Origin of the sequence: Streptomyces sp. NPDC090088 (assembly GCF_044747345.1) — a bacterium.
Classification (GTDB): domain Bacteria; phylum Actinomycetota; class Actinomycetes; order Streptomycetales; family Streptomycetaceae; genus Streptomyces.
The window spans coordinates 672,542-695,329 of the sequence record NZ_JBIVDZ010000003.1; the positions used below are offsets into that span (position 1 = coordinate 672,542).

Consider the following 22,788-nt stretch of genomic DNA (forward strand, 5'->3'; position numbering starts at 1 on the left):
GATATGACTCAACTCGACGCGTCCCAAGGAATCACCAAGAAAAGCGTCCGGCTGCTTCTCGCCGACATCCTGGGGACCGAAATCCTCGACGACCTGACTTTCCTGGCGCAGGGCGGCGACTCCTACCACGCGGTGCTGGTGGTCGAGCGCGTCTCGGAACTCTGGGGAATCGAGGCCGACTTCACCACCGTACTGCGGTCGACCCCCGTCGAATTGGCGGCGGCGCTCGGCGCGGCGCCTCGCCCGTCATGACGGGCCCGCGCCCTTCGGTCGCCGTCGGCCCGGGGCGTCCCGTCCCGGCCGGCGCCACCGCCCACGAGGCGGTACTGCGGCAGGCCGCCCGGTCCCCGCACGCCACAGCGCTGCGCGGACCGGGCGGTGCCCGGCTGACCTACGCCGGCCTGGTCACCCGCGCCCGCGCGGTCCGCGATCTGCTCGTCGAGGCGGGCGTCCCGGCCCGCGGCTTCGTGCCCGTGGCCGCCCGGGCCGGCGCGGACTCCGCCGTGGCGGCGCTCGGCGTGCTGCTGGCCGGCGCCGCCTACGCCGCCGTGGACCCGGACTGGCCCGCCCGGCGGCTGCGCGGAGTGATCGAGGACCTCGGCGCCCGCGTGGTCCTCGACGCGGCCGGCGCCTCGGCCACCCTCCCGGCCGCGCTCCCGCCCGGGGTCAGGACCGTCCCCCTGCCGGGCCCCGGCGCCGTCCGCCCCGCGGCGGCGGAGACCGGCCGCCCCGCCGTCGGCGCCGACGACCCCGCCTGCGTCTTCTTCACCTCCGGCTCGACCGGCCGCCCCAAGGGCGTCGTCCTGCCGCACCGGGCCTTCGTCCGCACCTTCGTCGACGGCGGGTACGCCGCGTTCGGGCCCGGCACCGTCATGCCCCTGCTCGCCGCGCCGTACTGGGACGCCGGCGCGCTGGAGGTCTTCGGGCCCCTGATGAACGGCGGCACCTGCGTCACCCCCGACGAAACGCCGATCACCCCGGACGGGCTGCGGTCCCTCGTCACCGGACAGGGCGTCGACACGCTCTGGCTCACCAGCTCCCTGCTCAACCTGATCGTCGACGAGGACCCCGGGGCGTTCACCGGGATACGGCACCTGCTGTGCGGTGGCGAACGGCTGTCCCCGCCGCACCTCGCGGCCCTCCTGGACCACCACCCCGGGCTGCGCGTCACCAACGGCTACGGGCCCGTCGAGTCCATGGTCTTCGTCTCCACGCACGACGTCCGCCGCGCCGACACCGCCGACCCGGACGGCATCCCCGTCGGCCGCCCGGTGCGCGGCACCGTCCTCGCCGTCCTCGACCCCGAGACCCTGCGGCCCGCGGCCCGCGGCACCGAGGGCGAGCTGTGGGTGGCGGGCGACGGGCTGGCCCTCGGCTACCTCCACCGGCCCGAGGAGAACGCCCGCCGGTTCGCCGACGTCGCCCTCCCGGGCCACGGCACCCTGCGCGCGTACGCCACCGGTGACCGCGTCCGCATGGACGCCGGGGACCGGCTGTCCTACGTCGGCCGCGCCGACCGCCAGTTCAAGATCCGCGGCTACCGGGTCGAGCCCGGCGAGGTCGAACGCCGCATCGCCGCACTCCCCGGCATCCGGCACGCCTTCCTCGTCCCACTGCGCGACCCCCACGCCACCGTCACCGGCACGGTCTGCGCCTACACCACCGACAACACCGCCCCCCTCCCGGAACCCGCCCTCCGCGACACGGCCACCGCCACCCTCCCCTCCTACCTCCGCCCCGACCACTACCTGCACCTCCCCTCGGTACCGCTCGGCCCAACGGGCAAGGCGGACCTGCGCGCGGTGGAGGCGTGGGTGAGGGAGCGGCGGGGTGCGGCGGGTGCAGGGGGTGCAGGGGGCGAGGCCCTCAGGGCCGGGGTGCCGACAGGGGCCGCCAAGGCCGCCACGGCCGGAGTCGCCCTCGGTGCCGGAGACGGCAACGGGGACCGTGTCGGGTCCGTCGGCGTTTCCGCCGTACCGGCTTCCGCCGTACCGGCTGCCGTCGCACCGGACACCCCGGACGCGGCCCCCGCTCTGCGCCACGCGCGGGACATCCTCGCGGCTCCCGGGCTGCGTGCCGACTCCGATCTGTTGACGTCCGGGGCGAGTTCGCTGCATGTGCTGCGGATCGCCGCGCGGTTCTCCCGGCTGCTCGGGGTGCGGTTGTCGGCGCGGGACGTGTACGAGAACCCGAGCGTGGCCGCGTTGGAGAGGCTCGCGGCGGCCCGGGGGACCGAGGAACCGGCCGGTGACAGTGGCCCCGGTGATCCGGACGGGCTGTCGCCGGGGGAGCGGCGCTTCTGGCTGGCCTCGCGGCTGGCGCCCGACGCGCCCGGCCATGTGGCGGTCAGCCGGATCGAGGCCGACGGCCCGCTGGACCCGGAGCGGCTGCGGCAGGCGCTGGCCGCGGTTGCCGCCGTGCACCCGGCACTGCGCACCACGTTCCCCCGCGAGGGCGGCCGGCCGCGCCGGAGGGTCGTCGAGGCCCCGGCCCCGCCCCCGCTGCTGATCCGCACGGCCGCGCCGGGAGACCGCCGGCCGCGCCCCGCCGCCGACGCGAACCGTCACCCCCGGTCCACCCCCGACGGCGAGCACGCTCCCGCCGTCGGCCCCGTGGAGCAGGCGCTCACCCGGGAACTGGCCGCCCGGGTCCGGGACCTGGAGGGCGGTCCGCTGTTCGCCGCCGGTGTCGTCGAGGCGGCGGACGGGCGCCGGGTGCTGCTGCTCGCGGTGCATCACATCGTCTACGACGGGCGGTCCGAGGAGATCCTGGTGGCCGACCTCGCCGCCGCCTACGCGGGCCGGTCCCCGGCACCGGCGCCCGCGCCGCCCACGGCCGTGCCGCGGGCCGGTGCCGGGGCGGCGCGGGAGTTCTGGCGGGGCCGGCTGGCCGGGCTGGCCGCGCCGAGGTGGCCCGGCGGGGCGGCGCCCGGGATACGGGAGGTGTGGACGCGGCCCGTCGTCGCGCACCCCGTCGACCTCGGCCCGCGGGACACCGCACGGCTGCGGGAGTTCGCCGTACGGGAGCGCTACCCGGTGCTGGTGCCGCTGCTCGCCGCCTGGTGGCGGGCGCTCGCCAAGGTCACCGGGCAGGACGACCTCGCCGTCGGCACGGTCGTCGAGGACCGCCCCGACGGCCACGACCGCACCGTCGGCTACTTCGCCAACGGCCTGCCCGTACGGATCGCCGCCGACCCGAGCCTGGACGGCCCGGCCCTGCTGGGGCTGGTCCGCGAGCGGCTCCTGGAGGTCTTCGCGCACACGGCCCTCGGCACCGACGAGGTCGCCGCGTGCGCGCCCCGCCCGGCGCCGGGTCGCGCCCCGCTCTACCAGAACCTGCTGGCGTTGCAGCGGGTGGCCGCCCCGGCCGAGGCGGACGGCGTGCGGTTCACCCCGCTGCCCGCGCCCGCCCTCGGCTGCCAGACCGAGCTGACCTGCGAACTCTGGGACGACGGCCGGTCCTTCGCCGGTGCCGTCACCGCACCCGAGGGGCTGCTGGGCCCCGCCGCGCTCGCCGAGACCGCGGCCCTGTTCACCACCGGCCTCGCCGACCTCACCGGCCGCACCGAACTCCTGGGGGACCCCTCATGACCGACCACCCGCCCGCCCCGCTGTCCTGGACCCAGGAGCGGATCTGGTTCGAGGAGCAGCTGAGCCCGGGCGGCACCGCGTACCACATGCCGGTGGTCCTGCGGGTGCGCGGACCCCTCGACCCCACCGCGCTGCGGACCGCCGTGGACGCCCTGGTGGCCCGCCACGACGCCCTGCGCACCGTCTTCTCCACCGAGGACGGGGAGCCCCGGCAGCGGGTGTCGGCGGCGGTGACCGTACCCGTCCGCACCGAGGACGTACGCGGGTTCGCCGACCCGGAGGCGGCGGCGCACACGGCGCTGCGCCGGGCCGTGCGCGAGCCGTTCGACCTGGCCCACGGGCCGCTGCTGCGCGTCCTGGCCGTCCGGTACGCCGACGACGCGCGGCTGCTCCTGCTGTCGGCCCATCACCTGGTCGCGGACGGCCAGTCGTTCGCGGTCCTCCTCGACGAGCTGTCCCGGCTGTACGCCGATCCCGGCACCGCCCTCAGGCCGCCCCGGAGCGGTTTCGCCGAGGCGGTGCGGGCCGAGCGGGAGCGGGTCGGCGAGGCGGGGGCCGACGAGCTGGTGGCGTGGTGGCGCGGCCTCCTCGACGGCGTTCCCCGGGTGCTGGAGCTGCCCGCCGACCGCCCGCGTCCCGCCGTACGCGGTCACCGTGGCGCCCGGGTCCGGCGGGAGCTGGACGCGGTGGCCGGGGCGGCGGTGCGGGAGCTGGCCCGGACCCATGAGGCGACGCCGTTCATGACCCTGCTCGCCGCGTTCGGTGTCGTACTCGCCCGGCAGAGCGGGCAGCAGCGGATGATCGTCGGCACCCCGGCGTCCACCCGTGGCCCGGGCAGCCGCGACCTGGTCGGCTGCTTCCTCAACACGCTGCCGCTGAAGGTGGACGCGGCGGGCGATCCGGCGTTCGGCGAACTGCTCGGCCGGGTCCGCGACGACGCGCTGGAGGCCTTCGCCCGGCAGCGGGTGCCGTTCGGCCGGCTGGTCGCCGGTCTCGCTCCGGAGCGCGACCTGTCCCGGGGCCGGCTGGTGCAGGTCTTCTTCAACATGCTGCCGCCGGTCGCCGCCCCCGGCCTGGCCGGCTGCGCGGTGGAGCAGCTGCCCTACGGCGACATCGACAACAAGTTCGACCTCACCCTGTACGCCGGTGCCCGCCCCGACGGCGGCTACACCCTGGAGGCGGTGTACGACGCCGGGCTGTTCGACGCCGGACGGATCGAGGAGCTGCTGCGCCAGCTGCGCTCCGTCCTCGCCCAGGCGGCCGCCGAACCCGCGCGTGCCGTACGGGACTTCGACCTGGCGACCCGGCACTCCGCGGCCCTGCTGCCCGACCCCGCGGCGGAGCTGGTGCCCGTCGCCCCCGAGCCGCTCGCCGAGCGGCTCGCCCGGCACGCCGCGGCCACCCCGGACGCCCCCGCCCTGATCGCGGGCGACCGCGTGTGGTCGTACGCGGAGGTCGAACGCACCAGCGGCCGGCTGGCCCGGCTGCTGCACGAGCGCGGTGTCCGGCCCGGTGACGTCGTCGCCCTGCACGCGTCCCGGCACCCCGCCGTCGTCCTCGGTGTCCTGGCCGCCGTCAAGGCGGGCGCGGTCTTCGCCGTGCTGGACGCGGACCATCCCGAGGACGCCCTGCGGGTCCGCGCCGAGGCCCTCGCGCCCCGGGCCTGGATCGGCTGCGCCCCCGGCCTGCCGCTGCCCGGCTTCGTATCCGGACCGGTGCTGCGCGCCGAACCCGGCGAGGAGCCGGAACACGCCCCGGCCGGACCGCCCTACGACGGCCCCCACGACGCCCCGGCCGCCCCGGCCGGACCGCCCGCCGACGGTCCTCACGACGTCCCGGTCGCCACGCCCGGACCCGACGCCGACGCCTATGTCGCGTTCACCTCGGGCACGACCGGCCGTCCCCGCCGGGTCGTCGGCACCCACCGGCCGCTCGTCCACTTCCTGGACTGGTACACCCGCGCCTTCGGCCTCGGCCCGGACGACCGGTTCGCGGTGCTGTCCGGGCTCGGCCACGACCCGTTCCTGCGGGACGTCCTCACCCCGCTGTGGGCGGGCGGCGCCGCCGTCTTCCCCGCCCCGGACGTCCGGGACACCGCCGCCCTCACCGGCTGGCTCGCCGAGGCCGCGCCGACCGTCGCCCACCTCACCCCGGCGCTCGGCCGCGCCCTCGCCGACCAGGCGGACGGCACGGCGGGCTGGCCCGCGCTGCGGCTGGCCGGGTTCGGCGGCGACACCCTCACCGGCCGCACCCTGCGCGCCTGGGCCCGGCTGGCGCCCGGCGCCGACCTGCTGAACCTGTACGGCGCCACCGAGACCCCGCAGGCGGTCTCCGTCCACCTCGCGCACCGCGCGGGCACGCCCGCCGACGCCCTCCCGGCCGGGCCGGTGCCGCTCGGCCCCGGCATCGAGGGCGTCCAGCTGCTGGTCCTCGCCGGCGACCGCCCCGCCGGACTCGGGGAGATCGGCGAACTCGTCGTACGGACCCCGTACCTGGCCCGGTACGGCGACGGGGACGGGGACGGCGGGGACGCCTCCGGGTTCGTGCCCGATCCGTTCTCCGGTCGGGCCGGGGACCGGGGCGACCGGATCTACCGGACCGGCGACCTCGCCCGGCTGCGCCCCGACGGGCTGCTGGACCACCTCGGGCGGGCCGACCGGCAGGCCAAGGTGCGCGGTCACCGGGTGGAGCCCGCCGAGACGGAGGCCGCGCTCGACGCGCTGCCGGAGGTACGGCAGAGCGCCGTGCTCGCGGAGCCGGACGGCGCCGGCGACCACCGGCTCGTGGCCTTCCTCGCCACCGGCGGCCCGGCCCCCGACCTCGCCGGGGTGCGGGACGCGCTGGCCCGGCGGCTGCCCGGCCATCTGGTGCCGTCCGCGTACGTGGTCCTCGACGCCCTGCCGCTCACCGCCAACCGGAAGGTCGACCGGGCCGCCCTGCGCGCCCTGGAGCACCGCGCCGAGGCCGCCACCGGGACCTTCGTCGCCCCCGTGGGCCCGGTGCAGGAGCGGCTGGCCGCGCAGTGGCGGACGCTGCTGCACCGCGAACGCGTGGGCGCCACCGACGACTTCTTCGCGCTCGGCGGGCACTCGCTGCTGCTGACCCGGCTGCTGGCCCGGATCCGGCGCGAGTTCCCCGGACCCGCCGCCGAACGGCTCACCCTCCAGGACCTGTTCGCCCACCCGACCGTCGCCGCACTGGCCGCCCTCCTCGTGGAGGGGGAGGCGGAGGCGGGCCCGGCGGCGTACGCGGACATCCCGCGCACCGACCCCGCCGAGCCCGCGCCGCTGTCCTGGACCCAGGAACGCCTGTGGCTGGAGGAGCAGCTGCGTCCCGGTGACGCGGCCTACAACATGCCCGTCGTGCTGCGGCTGCGCGGCCCGCTGGAGGCGGCGGCGCTGCAACGGGCCGTGGACACGGTGGTGGACCGGCACGCCGTCCTGCGGACCGTCTTCGAGACCGGACCGGACGGCGGCCCGCGCCAGCGGGCCGTCCCCGGCGCCCGGGTCGTCGTCCGTGTCACGGACCTGTCGGACCGGCCGGACCCGGAGGCGGCGGCCGTGGCCGCGGCGATGGACAGCGTCCGGGAGCCCTTCGACCCGGCGCGCGGCCCGCTGCTGCGGGTGGCGCTGCTGCGGATCGGCGACGGGGACCACGTCCTCGCGCTGACGGTGCATCACATCGTGTTCGACGGCTGGTCGTTCGGGGTGCTGCTGCGCGAGCTGTCGGCGGCCTACGCGGCCCGCGCACTGCCCGGGCCCGCGCTCCAGTTCGCCGACGTGGCCCGCTGGGAGCGCGCCGACCTGGACGGGCCGGTGCTCGACGGGCTGGTGGACTGGTGGCGCGGCCACCTGGACGGCGTGCCCCGGGTGCTGGAGCTGCCCACCGACCGGCCGCGCCCGGCCGTGCGCGCCCACCGCGGCGCCCGCCGCCGGGTCACCGTGGACGCGGCCACCTCGGCGGCGCTGCGCGAGCTGTCCCGGGCCCACGGCGCGACCCTGTTCATGACCCTGCTGTCCGCCTACGCCGTCGTGCTGTCCCGCTGGAGCGGCCAGGAACGGCTGCTGGTCGGCACGCCCGTCGCCAACCGGCCGCGCGCCGAGTTCGAGGACCTGCCCGGCTGCTTCCTCAACACCGTGCCGCTCCGGGCCGACCTGGACGGCGACCCCGGCTTCGGCGCGCTGCTCGGCCGGGTCCGGGACAGCGCCCTGGCGGCCTTCGCCCACCAGCGGGTGCCCTTCGGGCGGCTGGTCGGCGAGCTGGCCCCGGAGCGCGACCTGTCCCGGGGGCCGCTGGTCCAGGCGCTGTTCGCGCTGCAGAACGTCGAGCTCGGCACCCTCGAACTGCCGGGTGTGAAGAGTGAGTTGGTGGAGGTGTCCGCCGCCAACAGCCAGTTCGACCTCAACCTGCGGATGATCGACACCGGCCGGGAGCTGATCGGCTGGCTCGACCACGACGTGGAGCTGTTCGACCCGGCCACCGCGGAACGGTTCGCGGAGCACTTCACCCGTGTGCTCACCGCCGTCGCCGCCGACCCGACGGCCGCGCTCTCCCGGATCGACTTGCTCGGGTCCGCCGAGCGCGCCCGGCTCCTGGACACCTGGAACGACACCGCCGTGGACTGGCCGGACGGCGACACCCTGACCGGGCTGCTCGCCGAGGCCGCCGGCCGGCACCGGGACGCGGTCGCCGTCCGGTTCGCGGACCGCGAGCTGACCTACGGCGAACTGCACGGCCGGGCCAACGCGCTCGCGCACCGGCTGCGCGGCCTCGGCGTCGGCCCGGACACGGTGGTCGGCGTCCACCTGGACCGCTCACCGGAGCTGATGGTGGCTCTGCTCGCGGTCCTCAAGGCGGGCGGCGCCTATCTGCCGCTGGACACCGGATACCCGCACGAGCGGCTGGCGTTCATGCTCGCCGACGCCCGGGTGCCGGTGCTGCTCGCCCACCCGGGCGGGGGCGAGGCGCTCGCCGCCGACGGGATCACCGTCGTACCCGTGGACGAGCGGGCCGGGGACGGGTACCCCGCGTCCGAGCCCGAACCGGCCGCCGGTCCCGGCCACCTGGCGTACGTGATCTACACCTCCGGCTCCACCGGCCGGCCCAAGGGCGTGCAGGTGCCGCACCGGGGCATCGTCAACCGGCTGCGCTGGATGCAGGACGCGTACCGGCTGACCGGCGCGGACACCGTGCTGCAGAAGACGCCCGTCAGCTTCGACGTGTCGGTGTGGGAGCTGTTCTGGCCGCTGCTGACCGGCGCCCGGCTGGTGCTGGCGGCGCCCGGCGGGCACCGCGACCCCGCGCACCTGGCCGCGCTGGTGCGGGACGAGCGGGTCACCGTCTGCCACTTCGTGCCGCCCATGCTGGACACGTTCCTCGCGGCGGGAGGGGCCGCCGACTGCGGGTCGCTGCGGCTGGTGGTGTGCAGCGGCGAGGCCCTCCCGGCGGAGCTGGCCCGCCGCTTCCACCGGGAGCTGCCGGGGGCCGCCCTGGAGAACCTGTACGGCCCCACCGAGGCGTCCGTCGACGTCACCCGCTGGACGTCCCGCCCCGACCGCAACGGCACCGCCGTCCCCATCGGCACCCCCATCGCCAACACCCGCGCCTATGTCCTGGACGCCCTTCTGCGGCCCGCCCCCGTCGGGGTGCCCGGCGAGCTGTACCTGGGCGGGGTGCAGCTGGCCCGCGGCTACGGCGGCCGCCCCGACCTGACCGCCGACCGCTTCGTGCCCGACCCGTACGGCGGCACCCCGGGCGCCCGCCTCTACCGCACCGGGGACCTGGCCCGCTGGCACGCCGACGGCCACCTCGAGTACCTGGGCCGCACCGACCACCAGGTGAAGGTGCGCGGCTTCCGCATCGAACTCGGCGAGATCGAGGCCGCGTTGCTGGACCTGGACGCCGTCGGGCAGGCGGTGGCCGTGGTCCGCGAGGACCGGCCGGGGGACCGGCGGATCGTCGCCTACCTGACGGCGTCCCACGAGCCGCCGGTGGGCGAACTGCGCTCCGCCCTCGCCGAGCGGCTGCCCGAGCACATGGTGCCCAGCGCCTTCGTCGTGCTCGACGCGCTGCCGCTCAGCCCCAACGGCAAGGTCGACCGCAAGGCCCTGCCCGCCCCGCGCCCCGCCGCCGGCGCGGCGGGCGGGCACAGCGCCCCGGCCACCCCGGAGGAGGAGCTGCTGGCCGGGCTCTGGCAGCGCGTCCTCGGCCTGGACCGGGTCGGCACCCGGGACAACTTCTTCGAGATCGGCGGCGACTCCATGCACGCCGTCCGGATCGTCGGCCTGGCCCGCGAGGCCGGTCACGAGATCCCCCTCCAGCAGCTGTTCGCCGCGCAGACCGTCGAGGCCCTGGCCCGCCGGCTGGCCGCGAACGGCGGCGCCGGGCCCGCCCGGCAGGAGGTCGCCGCCTTCGGCCTGCTCTCCCCGGAGGACCTCGCCCGCCTCAGGCCCTGACCCCGCCGCCCCGGCCACCCGCCCCCCCCGCTCCGGAAGGAACCCCGTGCCGTCCCACGACGACAACGCCGCCGCCACCGCCGAGATCATCGACGCCTATCCGCTGACCCTGCTCCAGTCCGGCATGCTGTTCCACAGCCACGCCGACGGCGCCACCCCCACTTACCACGACATCTCCGCGATCCGGCTGTCCGGGCCGTTCGACGAGACCGCCCTGCGCGCCGCGCTCGCCGCGGTGATCGAACGCTCCGACATCCTGCGCAGCTCCTTCGACCTGACCCGGTTCAGCAGACCGATGCAGCTGGTGCACGCCGCCGTCGAGACCCCGTTGACCGTGACCGACCTGCGCGGTCTCGACCCGGCGGAGCAGGAACGCCGGGTGGCGGCCTGGACCGAGCAGGAGAAGGCGACGCCCTTCACGCTGACCCGGGCCCCGCTGCTCACCCTCCAGGTGCACGTCCTCGCCGACGACGACTTCCGGCTCGCCCTCAGCTTCCACCACGCGGTGCTGGACGGCTGGAGCCTGTCCCTGGTCACCTCCCAGCTGATCACCGGCTACGACGCCCGGCTGGCCGGCCGCCCCGACCCGGCGACCGCCCCGGCCACCCGGTTCCGTGACTTCCTCGCCCTGGAACAGGAAGCGCTGGCCAGTGAGGAGTCCCGCGCCTACTGGGCCGACGTCCTGGAGGACACCGACTTCACCGGCCTGCCCCGGCGGGCGGACCCGGGACTCGCGGCCGTACGCACCGCCCGGGTGCACGAGGTGCCGCTGCCCGAGGGGCTCGGCGAGCGGCTGCGCGCGGTGGCCGCCGAGGCCCGGGTGCCGGTGAAGTCGGTGATGTTCGCGGCCCACGCCCGGGTGCTGTCCCTGCTGTCCGGGCAGAGCCGGGTCGTCACCGGCCTGGTCGGCAACGGCCGCCCGGAGACCGCCGACGGCGACCAGGTCGTCGGCCTGTTCCTGAACACCCTGCCGCTCGTCGTCGACGTCACCGCCACCACCTGGATCGAGCTGGCCCGGCGCGTGCACGGCGCGGAGAGCGGCGCGCTCCCGCACCGCCGCTACCCGCTGGCCCAGATGCTCCAGGACCAGCGCCGGCCGCGGTTCTTCGAGACGGTCGTCGACCACCGCAGCTTCCGCAGCTACGACATGGAGCTGGAGCACCTGGCCGTCACCGGCGGCGAGTTCTTCGAGCAGACCAACTTCCCGTTCACCGCCAACTTCGGCACCGACCCGGTCACCGGCGCGGTCCGGCTGCGCGTCAACTACGACGCCGCCGAGTTCACCGCCGCCTGGATCGACACCGTCGGCGGCTACTACGCCGAGGCGCTCGCCGCGCTGGTCGCCGACCCGCACGCCGCCGTGCACGCCACCCCGCTGCTCGGCGCCGCCGACCTGGACCGACTGTTCACCGAGTGGAACGACACCGCGGCCGGCTGGGACCTCGACCGCACCCTGCCCGAACTCCTCGCCGAGCGCGCCGCCAAGCACCCCGACCGCACCGCCGTGCGCTTCGGCGAGACCGTCCTGACCTACGGCGAGTTCAACGCCTGGGCCAACCGGCTCGCCCACGAGCTGCGCGGTCTCGGCGTCGGCCCGGACACGCTGGTCGGCGTCCACCTGGAACGCTCGGCCGAGCTGATCGTGGCGCTGGTCGCGGTGCTGAAGGCGGGCGGCGCGTACGTTCCACTGGACCCGGGATATCCGCGCGAGCGCCTGGAGTACATGCTCGACGACGCCCGGGTGCCCGTCCTGCTGACCGGCGCCGGGCTCGCCCCGCCCGCCGTGCCCGAGGGGACGGCCGTGGTCGAGGTGGACCGCGCGGTCGCCGCGGACCGCCCGGAGACCGACCCGCTGCCGCAGGCCGGGCCCGGGCACCTGGCGTACACGATCTACACCTCGGGCTCCACCGGCCGCCCCAAGGGCGTGCAGATCCCGCACCGGGCGCTGCTCAACCTGCTGTTCTCCTTCGGCCGCGACCTCGGACTGACCGAGGAGGACCGGCTGCTTGCGGTCACCTCGCTCTCCTTCGACATCGCCGCCCTGGAGGTGTACCTGCCGCTGCTGGCCGGGGCCGAGCTGATCGTCGCCCCCGACATCGCGGTGGACGGGCCCCGGCTGCGCGAGGCGGTGGAGCGCTCCGGCGCGACCGTCGTCCAGGCCACCCCGTCCAGCTGGCGGCTGCTGGTGGAGGCCGGACTCGGCGGCGACGAGCGGCTGCGGGTGGTCTCCGGCGGCGAGGCGCTGCCCGAGGACCTCGCCCAGGAGCTGACCGCCCGCTTCCCGGTGGTGTGGAACGCCTACGGGCCCACCGAGACCACCATCTGGTCCGCCCTGGACCGGGTGCGCCCCGGCGAGCCGGTCACCCTGGGCCGGCCGATCGCGAACACCCGCCTGCACGTCCTCGACGCCTCCTTCGCCCCGGTCCCCGCGGGCGTCCCCGGCGACCTCTACATCGCCGGCGACGGGCTGGCCCGCGGCTACTCCCGGCGCGGCGACCTGACCGCCGACCGCTTCGTGCCCGACCCGTACGGCGACGCGGCGGGCGCCCGGATGTACCGCACCGGCGACGTGGCCAGGTGGCTGCCGGACGGTCGGCTGGAGTTCCTCGGCCGCTCCGACCACCAGGTGAAGGTGCGCGGCTTCCGCATCGAACTCGGCGAGATAGAGACCGTGCTGGCCCGGCATCCGGGCGTCGGCCGGGTCGTCGTCATGGCCCGCCGCGACCAGCCCGGGGACGCCCGCCTGGCCGCCTACCTCACCGCCGAGGGCGGCACCGCCCCGGGCGCGGCCGAACTGCGCGAGCTGGCCGCGTCCGCGCTGCCCGAGTACATGGTGCCCAGCGCCTTCGTCGTCCTGGACGCCTTCCCGCTCACCCCCAACGGCAAGGTCGACCGCCTCGCCCTGCCCGCCCCCGGCCGCGAGGAGACCACCGCGGGTGCCTTCGTCGCACCCCGCACCCCCACCGAGGAGGCCGTCGCCGCGATCTGGCGGGACGTCCTCGGCGTGGCGGAGGTCGGGGTCACCGACGCCTTCCTCGACCTCGGCGGCAACTCCATCTCCGCGCTCCGGGTGATCATGCGGCTGCCCGAGATCACCGACGTCGAGGTGCCGGTGGCCGCGCTGTTCGAGGGCGGCACCGTCGAGCGGCTCGCCGAGATCGTCAGCGGCGAACGGCAGCAGGCCGCGTCCACCCTGGTGCCGCTGCGCTCGACCGGCACCGAGTCCCCGTTCTTCCTGGTCCACCCGCTGGGCGGCAGCGTCTTCTGCTACTCCGAACTCGTCGACGTCCTCGACCCGGACCGCCCGCTGTACGCCTTCCAGGCACCGGAGTACGCGGGCCCCGACGTGCCGCGCCCGGAGAGCGTCGAGGAGATCGCCGCGCTGTACCTCTCCGAGGTGCGGGCCGTGCAGCCCGAGGGCCCGTACTTCCTGGGCGGCTGGTGCATGGGCGGCATGGTCTCCTACGAGATGGCCCGCCAGCTGGAGGCCGCCGGCGAGGAGGTCGGCATGCTGACGATCATCAGCGCCAGCATCGACGACCCGGTCCCGCCGCGCTACGCCACCAGCGAGTCCGCCGCCATCCTCGGTGCCTTCGCCGGCCGGCTCGACGTCACCGAGGCCGAACTGGAGGCCCTCGACCCCGAGGCCCGGCTCGCCAGGGTCGTCCGGCTCACCCAGGGCACCAGCGACGAACGGGCCGACGCGCGCTCGGTGGAGGACCTGCGCCGGCTCGTCCAGCTGTACACCCGGCACGCCCGCGCCCTGCTCGCCTACCGCGACACCCCGCGCGAGGCGCTGCGCGGCGACGCGGTGCTGATCCGCGCCGAGACCGAGCTGTTCGAGGGCTGGCACATGGGATGGCAGCCCCGGGTCGGCGGCACCCTGCTGATCGACGAGTCGCCCGGCAACCACTTCAGCATGCTCGAACAGCCCAACGTCCCCCAGGTCGCGCGCCGCCTGGAGGACGCGGCCGCCGGCCGGCCGCGCGGCGTCACCCCCTAGTTCCCCCTGTAAAACCGACCCCCTGTGTAGGAGCACCTCATGAGCGACGCCGCGACCGTCGGGGAAGCCGCCGCCCCGCCCGCCCCCAGCGTCTGGCGCAACGCCGACTTCACCCGGCTGTGGACCGGGCAGACCGCCTCCCTGTTCGCCGCCCAGATCAGCGAACTCGCGCTGCCCCTGGTCGCGGTGCTGGCCCTGGCCGCCACCTCGGCCCAGGTCGGCCTGCTCACCTCGGTGGTCAAACTGCCGTACCTGCTCGTCTCGTTGTTCGCGGGCGTGCTCGTGGACCGGGTCCGGCGCAAGAACATCCTCATCGCCACCGACCTCGGCCGCGCCCTCGTGCTGTCCGTGGTGCCCGTCCTGTACTGGACCGACCGGCTCGGCATCAGCTGGCTGTACGTGCTCGGCTTCCTCGCCGGCTGCGGCAGCGTCCTCTTCGACGTGGCCGGACAGGCCTACCTGCCCCGGCTGGTGGAGCGCGACCAGCTCACCGCGGGCAACTCGGCGCTCGGCGCCAGCCAGTCCGCCGCCACCATCGGCGGGCCCGCGCTCGGCGGAGTGCTGGTGCAGTGGCTGACCGCGCCCGTCGCGGTGCTGGCCGCCTCGGTCTCGTACCTGGTGTCCGCGCTGACCGTCGCCACCATCCGGCACCGGGAGGAGCGCGCCGAACACGCCGGGGACGCCTCCCCGGCCGGCACGCTGCGCGAGGTGTGGGCGGGCCTGCGGTTCGTCTTCGGCAACGAACCGCTGCGCGCCATGACCGTCATGGCCTCGATCTTCAACCTGTCCTTCACCGCGCTGGAGGTCGCCTTCGTCCAGTTCATGCCCCGCACCCTGGGGCTGTCCGCGGGCGAGATCGGCCTGGTGATGGCCGCGCTGGGGCCCGGCTTCCTGGTCGGCGCGGCCTTCGCGGGCCGGCTGCCGCGGCGCTTCGGCTACGGCCGCACCATGCTGGTCACCGCCGCCATCGCCAACCTCGTGATGCTCGGCCTCTCCGCCGTGCACGGCTCCGGGGTCCTCGCCGTCGGCACCCTGATGCTGATCAACTTCCTGTTCGCGTCCTTCGGCGTCGCCAACAACGTCACCGTCCTCAGCATCCGGCAGACCCTCACCCCCGACTCCCTGCAGGGCCGGGTGGCCGCCACCAACCGGTTCGTGGCCATGGGCATCGCCCCCGTCGGCGCCCTGCTCGGCGGATTCCTCGGCGGCGCCGTCGGCCTGCGCACCACGGTCCTGATCACCGCGATCGGCCTCTCCTCGGCCCTGCTCCCGCTGGGCCTGTCCTCGCTCGCCCGGATCAGGTACGACCTGCCGGCCCCGCTCACGGACCCCGCCCCCCACTCCACGCCCGACACCAAGGAAGCCCTCTGATGACCCAGCAGAACACCGGCACCGCCGGGCAGCCCCGCCATCTCGTGGTCGTCAACCACGAGGAGCAGTACTCGGTGTGGCCCGCCCCGCTGCCCCTGCCCGCCGGCTGGCGCGCCACCGGCTTCGAAGGCACCCGCGAGGAGGCCCTCGCGCACATCGCCACGGTCTGGACCGACCTGCGCCCGCTCAGCGTGCGCTGACCCGGCCGTCACCGATCACCTGTCCCGAGAGGGCCCCGCAATGGACTTCAGCCTCTTCTACTTCGCCGACGGCGCCGACGGGGGTGGCGGCGGCGGTCGCTACGACCTGCTGCTCGAAGGCGCCAAGTACGCCGACACCCACGGCTTCTCGGCCGTATGGACCCCCGAGCGCCACTTCCACCCCTTCGGCGGGCTCTACCCGAACCCGTCGGTGACCGGCGCCGCCGTCGCCGCCGTCACCGAGCGGGTCGCGATCCGGGCCGGCAGCGTGGTCGCCCCGCTGCACCACCCGCTGCGCATCGCCGAGGAGTGGTCGGTCGTCGACAACCTCTCCGGCGGCCGGGCCGGCCTCTCCCTGGCCTCCGGCTGGAACGCCGTCGACTTCGCGCTGCGCCCCGAGGGCTACGCGGGCCGCAAGACCGCCGTCATCGACGCCGTGGAGCAGGTGCGCGCCCTGTGGCGGGGCGAGCCGCTCGCCGTCACCGACGGCGCCGGCCACCCCGCCGAGGTGCGGGTCTTCCCGCCGCCCGTCCAGCCCGAGCTGCCGGTCTGGGTGACCAGCGCGGGCGGCCCCGAGACCTTCCGCGCGGCCGGCGCGGCGGGCGCCGGCGTCCTCACCCACCTCCTCGGCCAGGACTTCGACCAGCTCGCCGAGAAGATCGCCCTGTACCGCAAGGCGCTCGCCGAACGCCCCGGCCACGACGGATGGCCCGGCCAGGTGGCGCTGATGCTGCACACCTATCTCGGGGAGGACCCGGAGGAGGTGAAGGCGACGGTCCGCGAGCCGTTCACCGCGTACCTGAAGAGCTCCTTCGGGCTCATCGCCCGCTCGGCGGGCAGCATCCTGTCCGGCTTCGACCCCGACAAGCTCCGCGAGTCCGACATCGACTTCCTGGTCCGGCGCTCCTTCGACACCTACTACACCACCAGCGGCCTGTTCGGGACGGTGGCGCAGGCGGCGGCCGTGGTGGAGCGGGCGCGCGCCGCCGGGGTCGACGAACTGGCCTGCCTGATCGACTTCGGAGTGGCCAAGGACGCCGTGCTGGCCGGCCTGGAGCACCTCGACACCCTGCGCGAGGCGACCGAGTGACCCCGCCTCCCGCCCCCGTCCCCGCCCGTTCCGTCGTCCCCGCCCCTTCCCCCGTCCCCCGCGCCGCACGCATCGGAGCACGCACATGAGCAAGGCATCCATCGCCCGGGACCCGCGCGACTCGCGGGGGCCGGCCCGGCCGGTGCCGGGCGCCGTGCGCGGCGGCACCCTGCGCGTGCTGCGCGACGGCGACCACGACCACCTGGACCCGCAGCGCGTCCAGACCCTCCAGGCCACCGCGCTCGGCCACCTCCTCTTCCGCACGCTGACGATGTTCGCCGAGGACGGCACGGGCGGCTGGCGGCTGGTCGGCGACCTCGCCGACGACCCCGGCCGGGACGTCGACGGCGACGGCCGCACCTGGGAGTTCACCCTCAAGGCGGGCCTGCGCTACGAGGACGGCCGGGAGATCACCGCCGCCGACGTGGCCCACGGCATCGCCCGCTCCTTCGAGGAGAGCCTGGCCGGCGGCCCCCACCACCTCCAGGACTGGCTGGCCGCGAACGGCCCCTACGCGGGCCCCTTCACCGACGGCACCGGCGAGGTCCCGGGCCTGGAGGTGCGCGGCGCCCGCACCCTGGTGTTCCGCTTCCCCGAGCCGCGCCCCGACCTGCCGTTCGCCGCCGCCCTGGTGACCACCGTGCCGGTCCCGCGCGACGCCGACACCGGCGAGACGTACGGCAAGGCACCGCTCGCCTCCGGGCCGTACCGCATCACCGAGAACGTCCCCGGGGAGCGGCTGGTCCTGGAGCGCAACCCGCACTGGGACCCGGCCACCGACGCCGTACGCCACGACCACCCGGACCGGATCGAGTTCGAGCTCGGTGTCGACGCCGCCGACCAGAACCGGCGCGCCCACTCCGGACTGGGCCCGGACGCCTTCGCCGTCGCCGAGAACCAGGCCCCCGAGGAGGTCGCCGCCCTGCTGCTGGCCGACCCGGACCTGGGCCCCCGGCTGCACCGCGACCGCACCCCGCTGGTCTGGTACCTGGCGATCAACACGGCCCGGGTGACGGACGTCGAGGTCCGCCGGGAGATCGCCCGCGCCCTCGACAAGGAGGCGGTCCGCGACGCGATGGCGGGCGCCACCCAGGGCGAGATCACCCACACCATCCTGTCCCCGGCCACCATCGGCCACCGCCCCTACCCCGACCCGCACACGGGCGGCCCGCGCGGTCTGCCGGACGGCTGGGACGGCCGTCCGCTGCGGCTGCTCAGCCGCGACGGGGCCTACTTCACGGCCGGGGCCCGGGAGGTGGCCCGCTCCCTGACGGCGGCCGGCTTCACCGTCGAGGTGGTGGAGACCGAACGCCCCCGGCACAACACCGCGGTCCTCACCCGCGGCCACGACTTCGACCTCTACCTGATGTGCCAGGCCGCCGACTGGCCCGGCGCCTCCACCCTGCTCACCGGCTTCGACGGCCGCACCCTGCGGGCCACCGGCAACGCCGACTACACCTACCTCGACGAGCCGGACGTCAACGCCGAGATCGCCCGGATCTCCGCCCTGTCCGCCGACCGCGCGGCCACCGAATGGGCGGCCCTGGACGAGACCCTGACGACCCGGCACGTTCCGCTGGTGCCGGTCTTCGCCTACGTCTACCTGGCGGCGCGCGGCCCCCGGGTGGGCGGGGTGTTCACCTCGTCGTTCCTCGGCACCCCGGTGTACTACGACGCGTACGTGACGCCCGCACCGGAGGAGGACGACGGCCGTGGCTGACCGACGCACCCTCCACGAACGGTTCGCCGCGTCCGCCGCCGCCCACCCCGGGCGGACCGCGCTGGAGACCGAGGGCCGGGTCCTCTCCTACGCGGACCTGCGCCGCCTCGCCGAGCACACCGCGGCCCGGGTCCTCGACGCCCTCGGCGGGCGGCGCCCGGAGCGGGTCGGCGTCCTCGCCAACCGCAGCGTCGCCGCGTACGCCTCCTACCTGGCCGCCCAGCGGCTGGGCGCGGCCGCAGTGCCGCTCGGCCCGGAGGTCGCGCCGGCCCGGCTGACCGCGATCGCCGGGGCGGCCGCACTGGACGTGGTCCTCGCCGGACCCGAGGCGGCGGACCCCACCGGCTTCCCCTGCCCGGTCCTGCCGTTCGACGAGACCTTCGACGAGACCTTCAACGAGACCTTCGACGAGACCTTCGACGAGACCGGCGAGCCGCCCGCGGACCTCCCGCCGTACGAGCCGCGCCCGGACGCCGTCGCGTACATCGTCTTCACCTCCGGCTCCACCGGCACCCCCAAGGGCGTCCCGGTGCTCCAGCGCAACGCGGCGGCCGTGCTGGACTACGCGACGGACCGCTACGGCATCGGCCCCGGCAGCCGGGTCTCGCAGACCTTCGACCTCACCTTCGACCCGACGGCCTGGGACATGTTCACCGCCTGGAGCACCGGCGCGACCCTGGTGGTCCCCGCCCGCTCCGACCTGGTCCGGCCCGCCCGCTTCGTCCGCGAGCACCGGATCACCCACTGGTTCTCGGTCCCCTCGGTGATCACCTACGCCCAGCGGCTGCGCGACCTCGCCCCCGACTCCCTGCCCGAGCTGCGCTGGACGCTGTTCGGCGGTGAGCCGCTCACCCTGGAACAGGCCGCCGCCTGGCACCGGGCCGCGCCGGGCAGCGTGCTGGAGAACCTCTACGGCCCCACCGAGGTCACCGTCTCCTGCACCCAGTACCGGCTGCCCGCCGACCCCGCCGACTGGCCGGTCACCGCCAACGGCACGGTCCCGATCGGCACGCCCTACCCGCACCTGGACGCCCTCGTCCTGGACCACGAGGGCCGCCCGTCGGACGAGGGCGAGCTGTGCCTGCGCGGCCCGCAGCGCTTCCCCGGCTACCTCGACCCCGCCGAGAACCCCGGCCGGTTCGTGTCCTTCGACGGGGACCGGGCCACGGTGTACGACGACCGGGCGGCACCCGGCGCCGAGCTGTACTACCGCACCGGCGACCGGGTACGGCGCGGCGCGGACGGCGCGCTGCTGCACCTCGGCCGGCTCGACCAGCAGGTGAAGATCCGCGGCCACCGCGTCGAGCTCGGCGACATCGAGGCCGCCCTGCGTACGGCCGACGGGGTGACCGAGGCGGTCGTGGTCGTGGTGCCGGCAGCGGGGGAGCCGTCCCTGGCGGCCGCCTACACCGGCACCCCCCGGTCCCCCCTCGCCCTGCGCGCCCACCTCACCGACCGCCTGCCCGTCTACATGCTCCCGCGCGGCTTCACGCACCTCGACGCGTTCCCCCTGAACGCCAACCGGAAGACGGACCGGCGCGCACTCGCCCGGATCCTGTCAGCTCACGGCTGAAGGGCGGGCCGGGGTTGCCACCCCCCTCCCCGTATGAGGGAGGATGGCGGGGTCCAGACGAAGGGAAATCAAGGTGTCCATCGACCCGTCCTCGATCCCGAACTTCGGGGGCCAGCCCGAGCCGCAGCCCCAAGGACCGGCGGGCCCCGTCGTCCCGGATCAGGATCTTGTGAAGCAGCTCCTCGACCAGATGGAGCTCAAGTACGTCGTCGACGACGAGGGCGACCTCGCGGCGCCGTGGGAGCAGTTCCGCACGTACTTCATGTTCCGCGGAGAGGACGAGCAGGCGGTCTTCTCGGTGCGGACGTTCTACGACCGCCCCCACAAGATCGACGAGAAGCCGCAGCTGCTCGAGTCGATCGACGACTGGAACCGGCGGACCCTGTGGCCCAAGGTCTACACCCACACCCACGACGACGGCACCGTCCGTCTCATCGGTGAGGCCCAGATGCTGGTCGGCACGGGCGTCGACATCAACCACTTCGTGTCGTCCACGGTCAGCTGGGTGCGGGCCGCGATCGAGTTCGACAAGTGGCTGGTCGAGCAGCTCGGCCTGGAGGAGGACGTCAACGAGGCGGACAAGCCCGAGGACGACGAAGAGTAGTCCGCCTCTACAGCGGGGTGCGCGCGTACACGACGAGATACGCGCCGTAGCAGAACGAGAGCCCGGCCAGGGCCGCGACCACCACCGTCGCGTGCCAGGGCCGGGCTCTCGCCGTCCGGACCAGTGCCCGCGCCAGCGGCAGCAGCAGCGGGAAGGCCGGGAGCAGGAAGCGGGGCTTGGACTCGAAGAAGCCCGAGCCGCCGAGCGCGATCAGCAGCAGGACACCGGTGTAGGCGAGGAGCGGGAGCGGGGCCCGGTCCAGGACCAGCAGCGCGTAGAGCACCGCGGCCGCCGCCACGATCAGCAGGGCCATCGGGAAGACGAACCGGTCGCCGCGGAGCAGCAGGGTGCGGACGAACGCCAGCGAGCCCCGGCCGAAGTCGAAGCGCGAGCCCCACAGGCGCTGCACGCCGAAGTAGCCGCCCAGCGGGTCCCCGCTGCGCCGGCCCACCCAGAGCACGTACGCCGTCCAGCCGAGCGGGGCGAGCGCCGCGCCCGTCCACAGCCTGTGGGTGACCCGGCCGCGGGCCCGGCGCAGCGCGCAGGCGGCGGCGAGCAGCACGGCCGCCGCGACCGCGAAGCCGTTCGGGCGGGACAGGCCCGCCAGGGCGGCCAGGGAGCCCGCCCACAGCCAGTTCCCGGCCAGCACCGCGTACAGCGACCAGGCGGCGAACGCGGTCAGCACCGGTTCCGTGTACGCCATGGACAGCACGACGGAGTGCGGGAGCAGGCCCCACAGCAGGACCAGGACGGTGCCCACGGCGCGGCCGTGCAGCCGGGCGCCCACCGCGTAGACGCCGGCGGCGGCCACCGCGGCGGCCGTCCAGGACACCAGCAGCCCGGCGCCCGCGCCGCTCAGCGGGGTGGTGGCGGTGAGGACGCGGATCAGGGCCGGGTAGAGCGGGAAGAACGCCAGGTCGCTGTGGACGATGTCGGCGGCGAAGTGCACGGTCCGGCCGTAGCCGTGCGCCGCGATGCCCAGGTACCAGGCCGCGTCCCAGGAGCGGCCGAGCAGTGTCAGCGGGTGCCGGCCGGCCGCCCACGCGGTCAGCGCGACCACCACCATGCCGGTGAGCCGGGCCGCCGCGAACAGCCCCACGGCCACCCCGCCCGCCGTGACCAGGGACAGCCGGGTACCGGGCCGCCCGGCGACGGGCGGGGCGAGGACGGGCGCGGGCGCGGCGGCGGTTGCGGTGGTGCTGGCGTGGCTCACATTCGCACAGTGCAGGGGAGCGGGGTGATGTGCGAGAAATGTGCGCCCGATGGGGGGTCCCGACGGGGGTGTACGGTCCCGATCATGGGAAGCCGCTTGTTCACCGCGCAGGAAGTGATCGTCCGGCGGGAGATCCTGGACGGGCGGGAGTGGATGGTCTACCCGGTGCGGGTGGTCGAGGACACCGGTGACCTGCTCGCCGTCCATCTCGCCCAGGGCACCCCGCTCACCTTCGGCACCGGCCCGTTCCGCTGGGGCCCGCACCCCTGGACCGCCTTCGAGCCGTACTGGCACTCGGAGGGCGTCCTCCAGCTCCAGCGCCCCGGCGACGGCTACTCCGTCTGGGCCCGCTGCTCCGGCGGCACCCTCAGCGGCTGGTACGTCAACTTCCAGGAGCCGATGCGCCGCACCGGGCGCGGCTTCGACACCCTCGACCAGGAACTCGACCTGCTGATCCCGGCCGACGGATCGCCGTACTCCTGGAAGGACGAGGACCACTTCGCCGACCGGCACCGCTCCGGCGGCTTCACGGACGCACAGGCGGCGGCCGTGCGCCGGGCCGCCGCCTCCGTCGTGGACCTGGTCGAGCGGGGCGCCGGCTGGTGGGAGGAGTGGCGGGACTGGCGGGCCCCGGACCACTGGGCGGTACCCGGGGCGGTCCCGCTCTCCCGCTGAGCCGGTCGCCCGGCTACGACAGCTGCCGCAGCCGCTCCGCTGACCGTGATCCGGAGACCGGCCCCGACGAAAGCCTCGATCATCGCGTGCAGCGGCCTGTGCCATCTTGTGGCCGACAGACACGATCAGCCAGCCGCCCAGGTCCGCCACCCGCAGGTCCGCACCGTCGCCGATCCGCAGCCGGCGTGGAGGATCCGCCGGCCGGCCATGTCGTCGGCGAGGGCCGGCATCGCGGGCGGTCCGGTTCCGGGCCGCACCGGGCACCTACCCCAAATCCCCTTCGTGGGACACGAC

12 protein-coding genes are annotated in these 22,788 nt (G+C 75.6%); 11 read left to right on the forward strand and 1 reads right to left on the reverse strand.

The genetic code is table 11. The features are described 5' to 3' along the window. The first annotated feature begins 3 nt into the window (after positions 1-3). The 10 genes from ACIPSJ_RS18935 (at position 4) to ACIPSJ_RS18980 (ending at position 20,606) form a co-directional block, all read left to right on the forward strand. Positions 4-252, forward strand: a complete 249-nt coding sequence (locus ACIPSJ_RS18935) for a phosphopantetheine-binding protein (RefSeq protein ID WP_359206385.1) — start codon at positions 4-6, stop codon at positions 250-252. Continuing rightward, positions 249-3,590, forward strand: coding sequence for an AMP-binding protein (locus ACIPSJ_RS18940; protein ID WP_401347030.1), 3,342 nt, complete (start codon positions 249-251; stop codon positions 3,588-3,590). The genes ACIPSJ_RS18935 and ACIPSJ_RS18940 overlap by 4 nt, the downstream gene beginning before the upstream one ends. Continuing rightward, positions 3,587-10,045, forward strand: coding sequence for an amino acid adenylation domain-containing protein (locus ACIPSJ_RS18945; protein WP_401347031.1), 6,459 nt, complete (start codon positions 3,587-3,589; stop codon positions 10,043-10,045). The genes ACIPSJ_RS18940 and ACIPSJ_RS18945 overlap by 4 nt, the downstream gene beginning before the upstream one ends. Positions 10,046-10,091: 46 nt before the next feature. Then, positions 10,092-14,048 carry an amino acid adenylation domain-containing protein gene (locus tag ACIPSJ_RS18950; RefSeq protein WP_401347033.1) on the forward strand — a complete coding sequence of 1,319 codons (3,957 nt, stop codon included), beginning with the start codon at positions 10,092-10,094 and terminating at the stop codon, positions 14,046-14,048. Positions 14,049-14,087: 39 nt separating this feature from the next. Continuing rightward, complete coding sequence (locus tag ACIPSJ_RS18955) at positions 14,088-15,419, forward strand: MFS transporter (protein WP_401347035.1); 1,332 nt, start codon at positions 14,088-14,090, stop codon at positions 15,417-15,419. Beyond that, positions 15,419-15,619, forward strand: coding sequence for an MbtH family NRPS accessory protein (locus tag ACIPSJ_RS18960; RefSeq protein WP_355725433.1), 201 nt, complete (start codon positions 15,419-15,421; stop codon positions 15,617-15,619). The genes ACIPSJ_RS18955 and ACIPSJ_RS18960 overlap by 1 nt, the downstream gene beginning before the upstream one ends. A 40-nt stretch (positions 15,620-15,659) precedes the next feature. After that, positions 15,660-16,709 (forward strand): MupA/Atu3671 family FMN-dependent luciferase-like monooxygenase, encoded by a 1,050-nt coding sequence (locus ACIPSJ_RS18965; protein WP_359206374.1) that lies wholly within the window; start codon positions 15,660-15,662, stop codon positions 16,707-16,709. Positions 16,710-16,794: 85 nt separating this feature from the next. After that, positions 16,795-18,429 (forward strand): ABC transporter substrate-binding protein, encoded by a 1,635-nt coding sequence (locus ACIPSJ_RS18970; protein WP_401347038.1) that lies wholly within the window; start codon positions 16,795-16,797, stop codon positions 18,427-18,429. After that, positions 18,422-20,002 (forward strand): amino acid adenylation domain-containing protein, encoded by a 1,581-nt coding sequence (locus tag ACIPSJ_RS18975; RefSeq protein WP_401347040.1) that lies wholly within the window; start codon positions 18,422-18,424, stop codon positions 20,000-20,002. Before ACIPSJ_RS18970 ends, ACIPSJ_RS18975 begins: the two co-directional genes overlap by 8 nt. 73 nt (positions 20,003-20,075) lie before the next feature. Then, positions 20,076-20,606: a YbjN domain-containing protein gene (locus ACIPSJ_RS18980; RefSeq protein ID WP_355725445.1), complete on the forward strand. Its 531-nt coding sequence runs from the start codon at positions 20,076-20,078 to the stop codon at positions 20,604-20,606. A gap of 7 nt (positions 20,607-20,613) precedes the next feature. Here the strand turns inward: ACIPSJ_RS18980 and ACIPSJ_RS18985 are convergent, their stop codons facing one another. Beyond that, positions 20,614-21,819: a hypothetical protein gene (locus ACIPSJ_RS18985; protein ID WP_401347042.1), complete on the reverse strand. Its 1,206-nt coding sequence runs from the start codon at positions 21,817-21,819 to the stop codon at positions 20,614-20,616. An 84-nt stretch (positions 21,820-21,903) separates the two neighbouring features. Between ACIPSJ_RS18985 and ACIPSJ_RS18990 the strand changes: the two genes are divergently transcribed. After that, entirely contained in the window at positions 21,904-22,494 is a 591-nt protein-coding gene (locus tag ACIPSJ_RS18990; protein WP_401347045.1) for a DUF402 domain-containing protein, read from the forward strand. Positions 22,495-22,788 lie beyond the last annotated feature (294 nt).

Coding starts and splice junctions, on each gene's coding strand:
- ACIPSJ_RS18935 (WP_359206385.1), top strand. CDS start 4: ATGACTCAACTCGACGCGTCCCAAGGAATCACCAAGAAAAGCGTCCGG.
- ACIPSJ_RS18940 (WP_401347030.1), top strand. CDS start 249: ATGACGGGCCCGCGCCCTTCGGTCGCCGTCGGCCCGGGGCGTCCCGTC.
- ACIPSJ_RS18945 (WP_401347031.1), top strand. CDS start 3,587: ATGACCGACCACCCGCCCGCCCCGCTGTCCTGGACCCAGGAGCGGATC.
- ACIPSJ_RS18955 (WP_401347035.1), top strand. CDS start 14,088: ATGAGCGACGCCGCGACCGTCGGGGAAGCCGCCGCCCCGCCCGCCCCC.
- ACIPSJ_RS18960 (WP_355725433.1), top strand. CDS start 15,419: ATGACCCAGCAGAACACCGGCACCGCCGGGCAGCCCCGCCATCTCGTG.
- ACIPSJ_RS18965 (WP_359206374.1), top strand. CDS start 15,660: ATGGACTTCAGCCTCTTCTACTTCGCCGACGGCGCCGACGGGGGTGGC.
- ACIPSJ_RS18970 (WP_401347038.1), top strand. CDS start 16,795: ATGAGCAAGGCATCCATCGCCCGGGACCCGCGCGACTCGCGGGGGCCG.
- ACIPSJ_RS18990 (WP_401347045.1), top strand. CDS start 21,904: ATGGGAAGCCGCTTGTTCACCGCGCAGGAAGTGATCGTCCGGCGGGAG.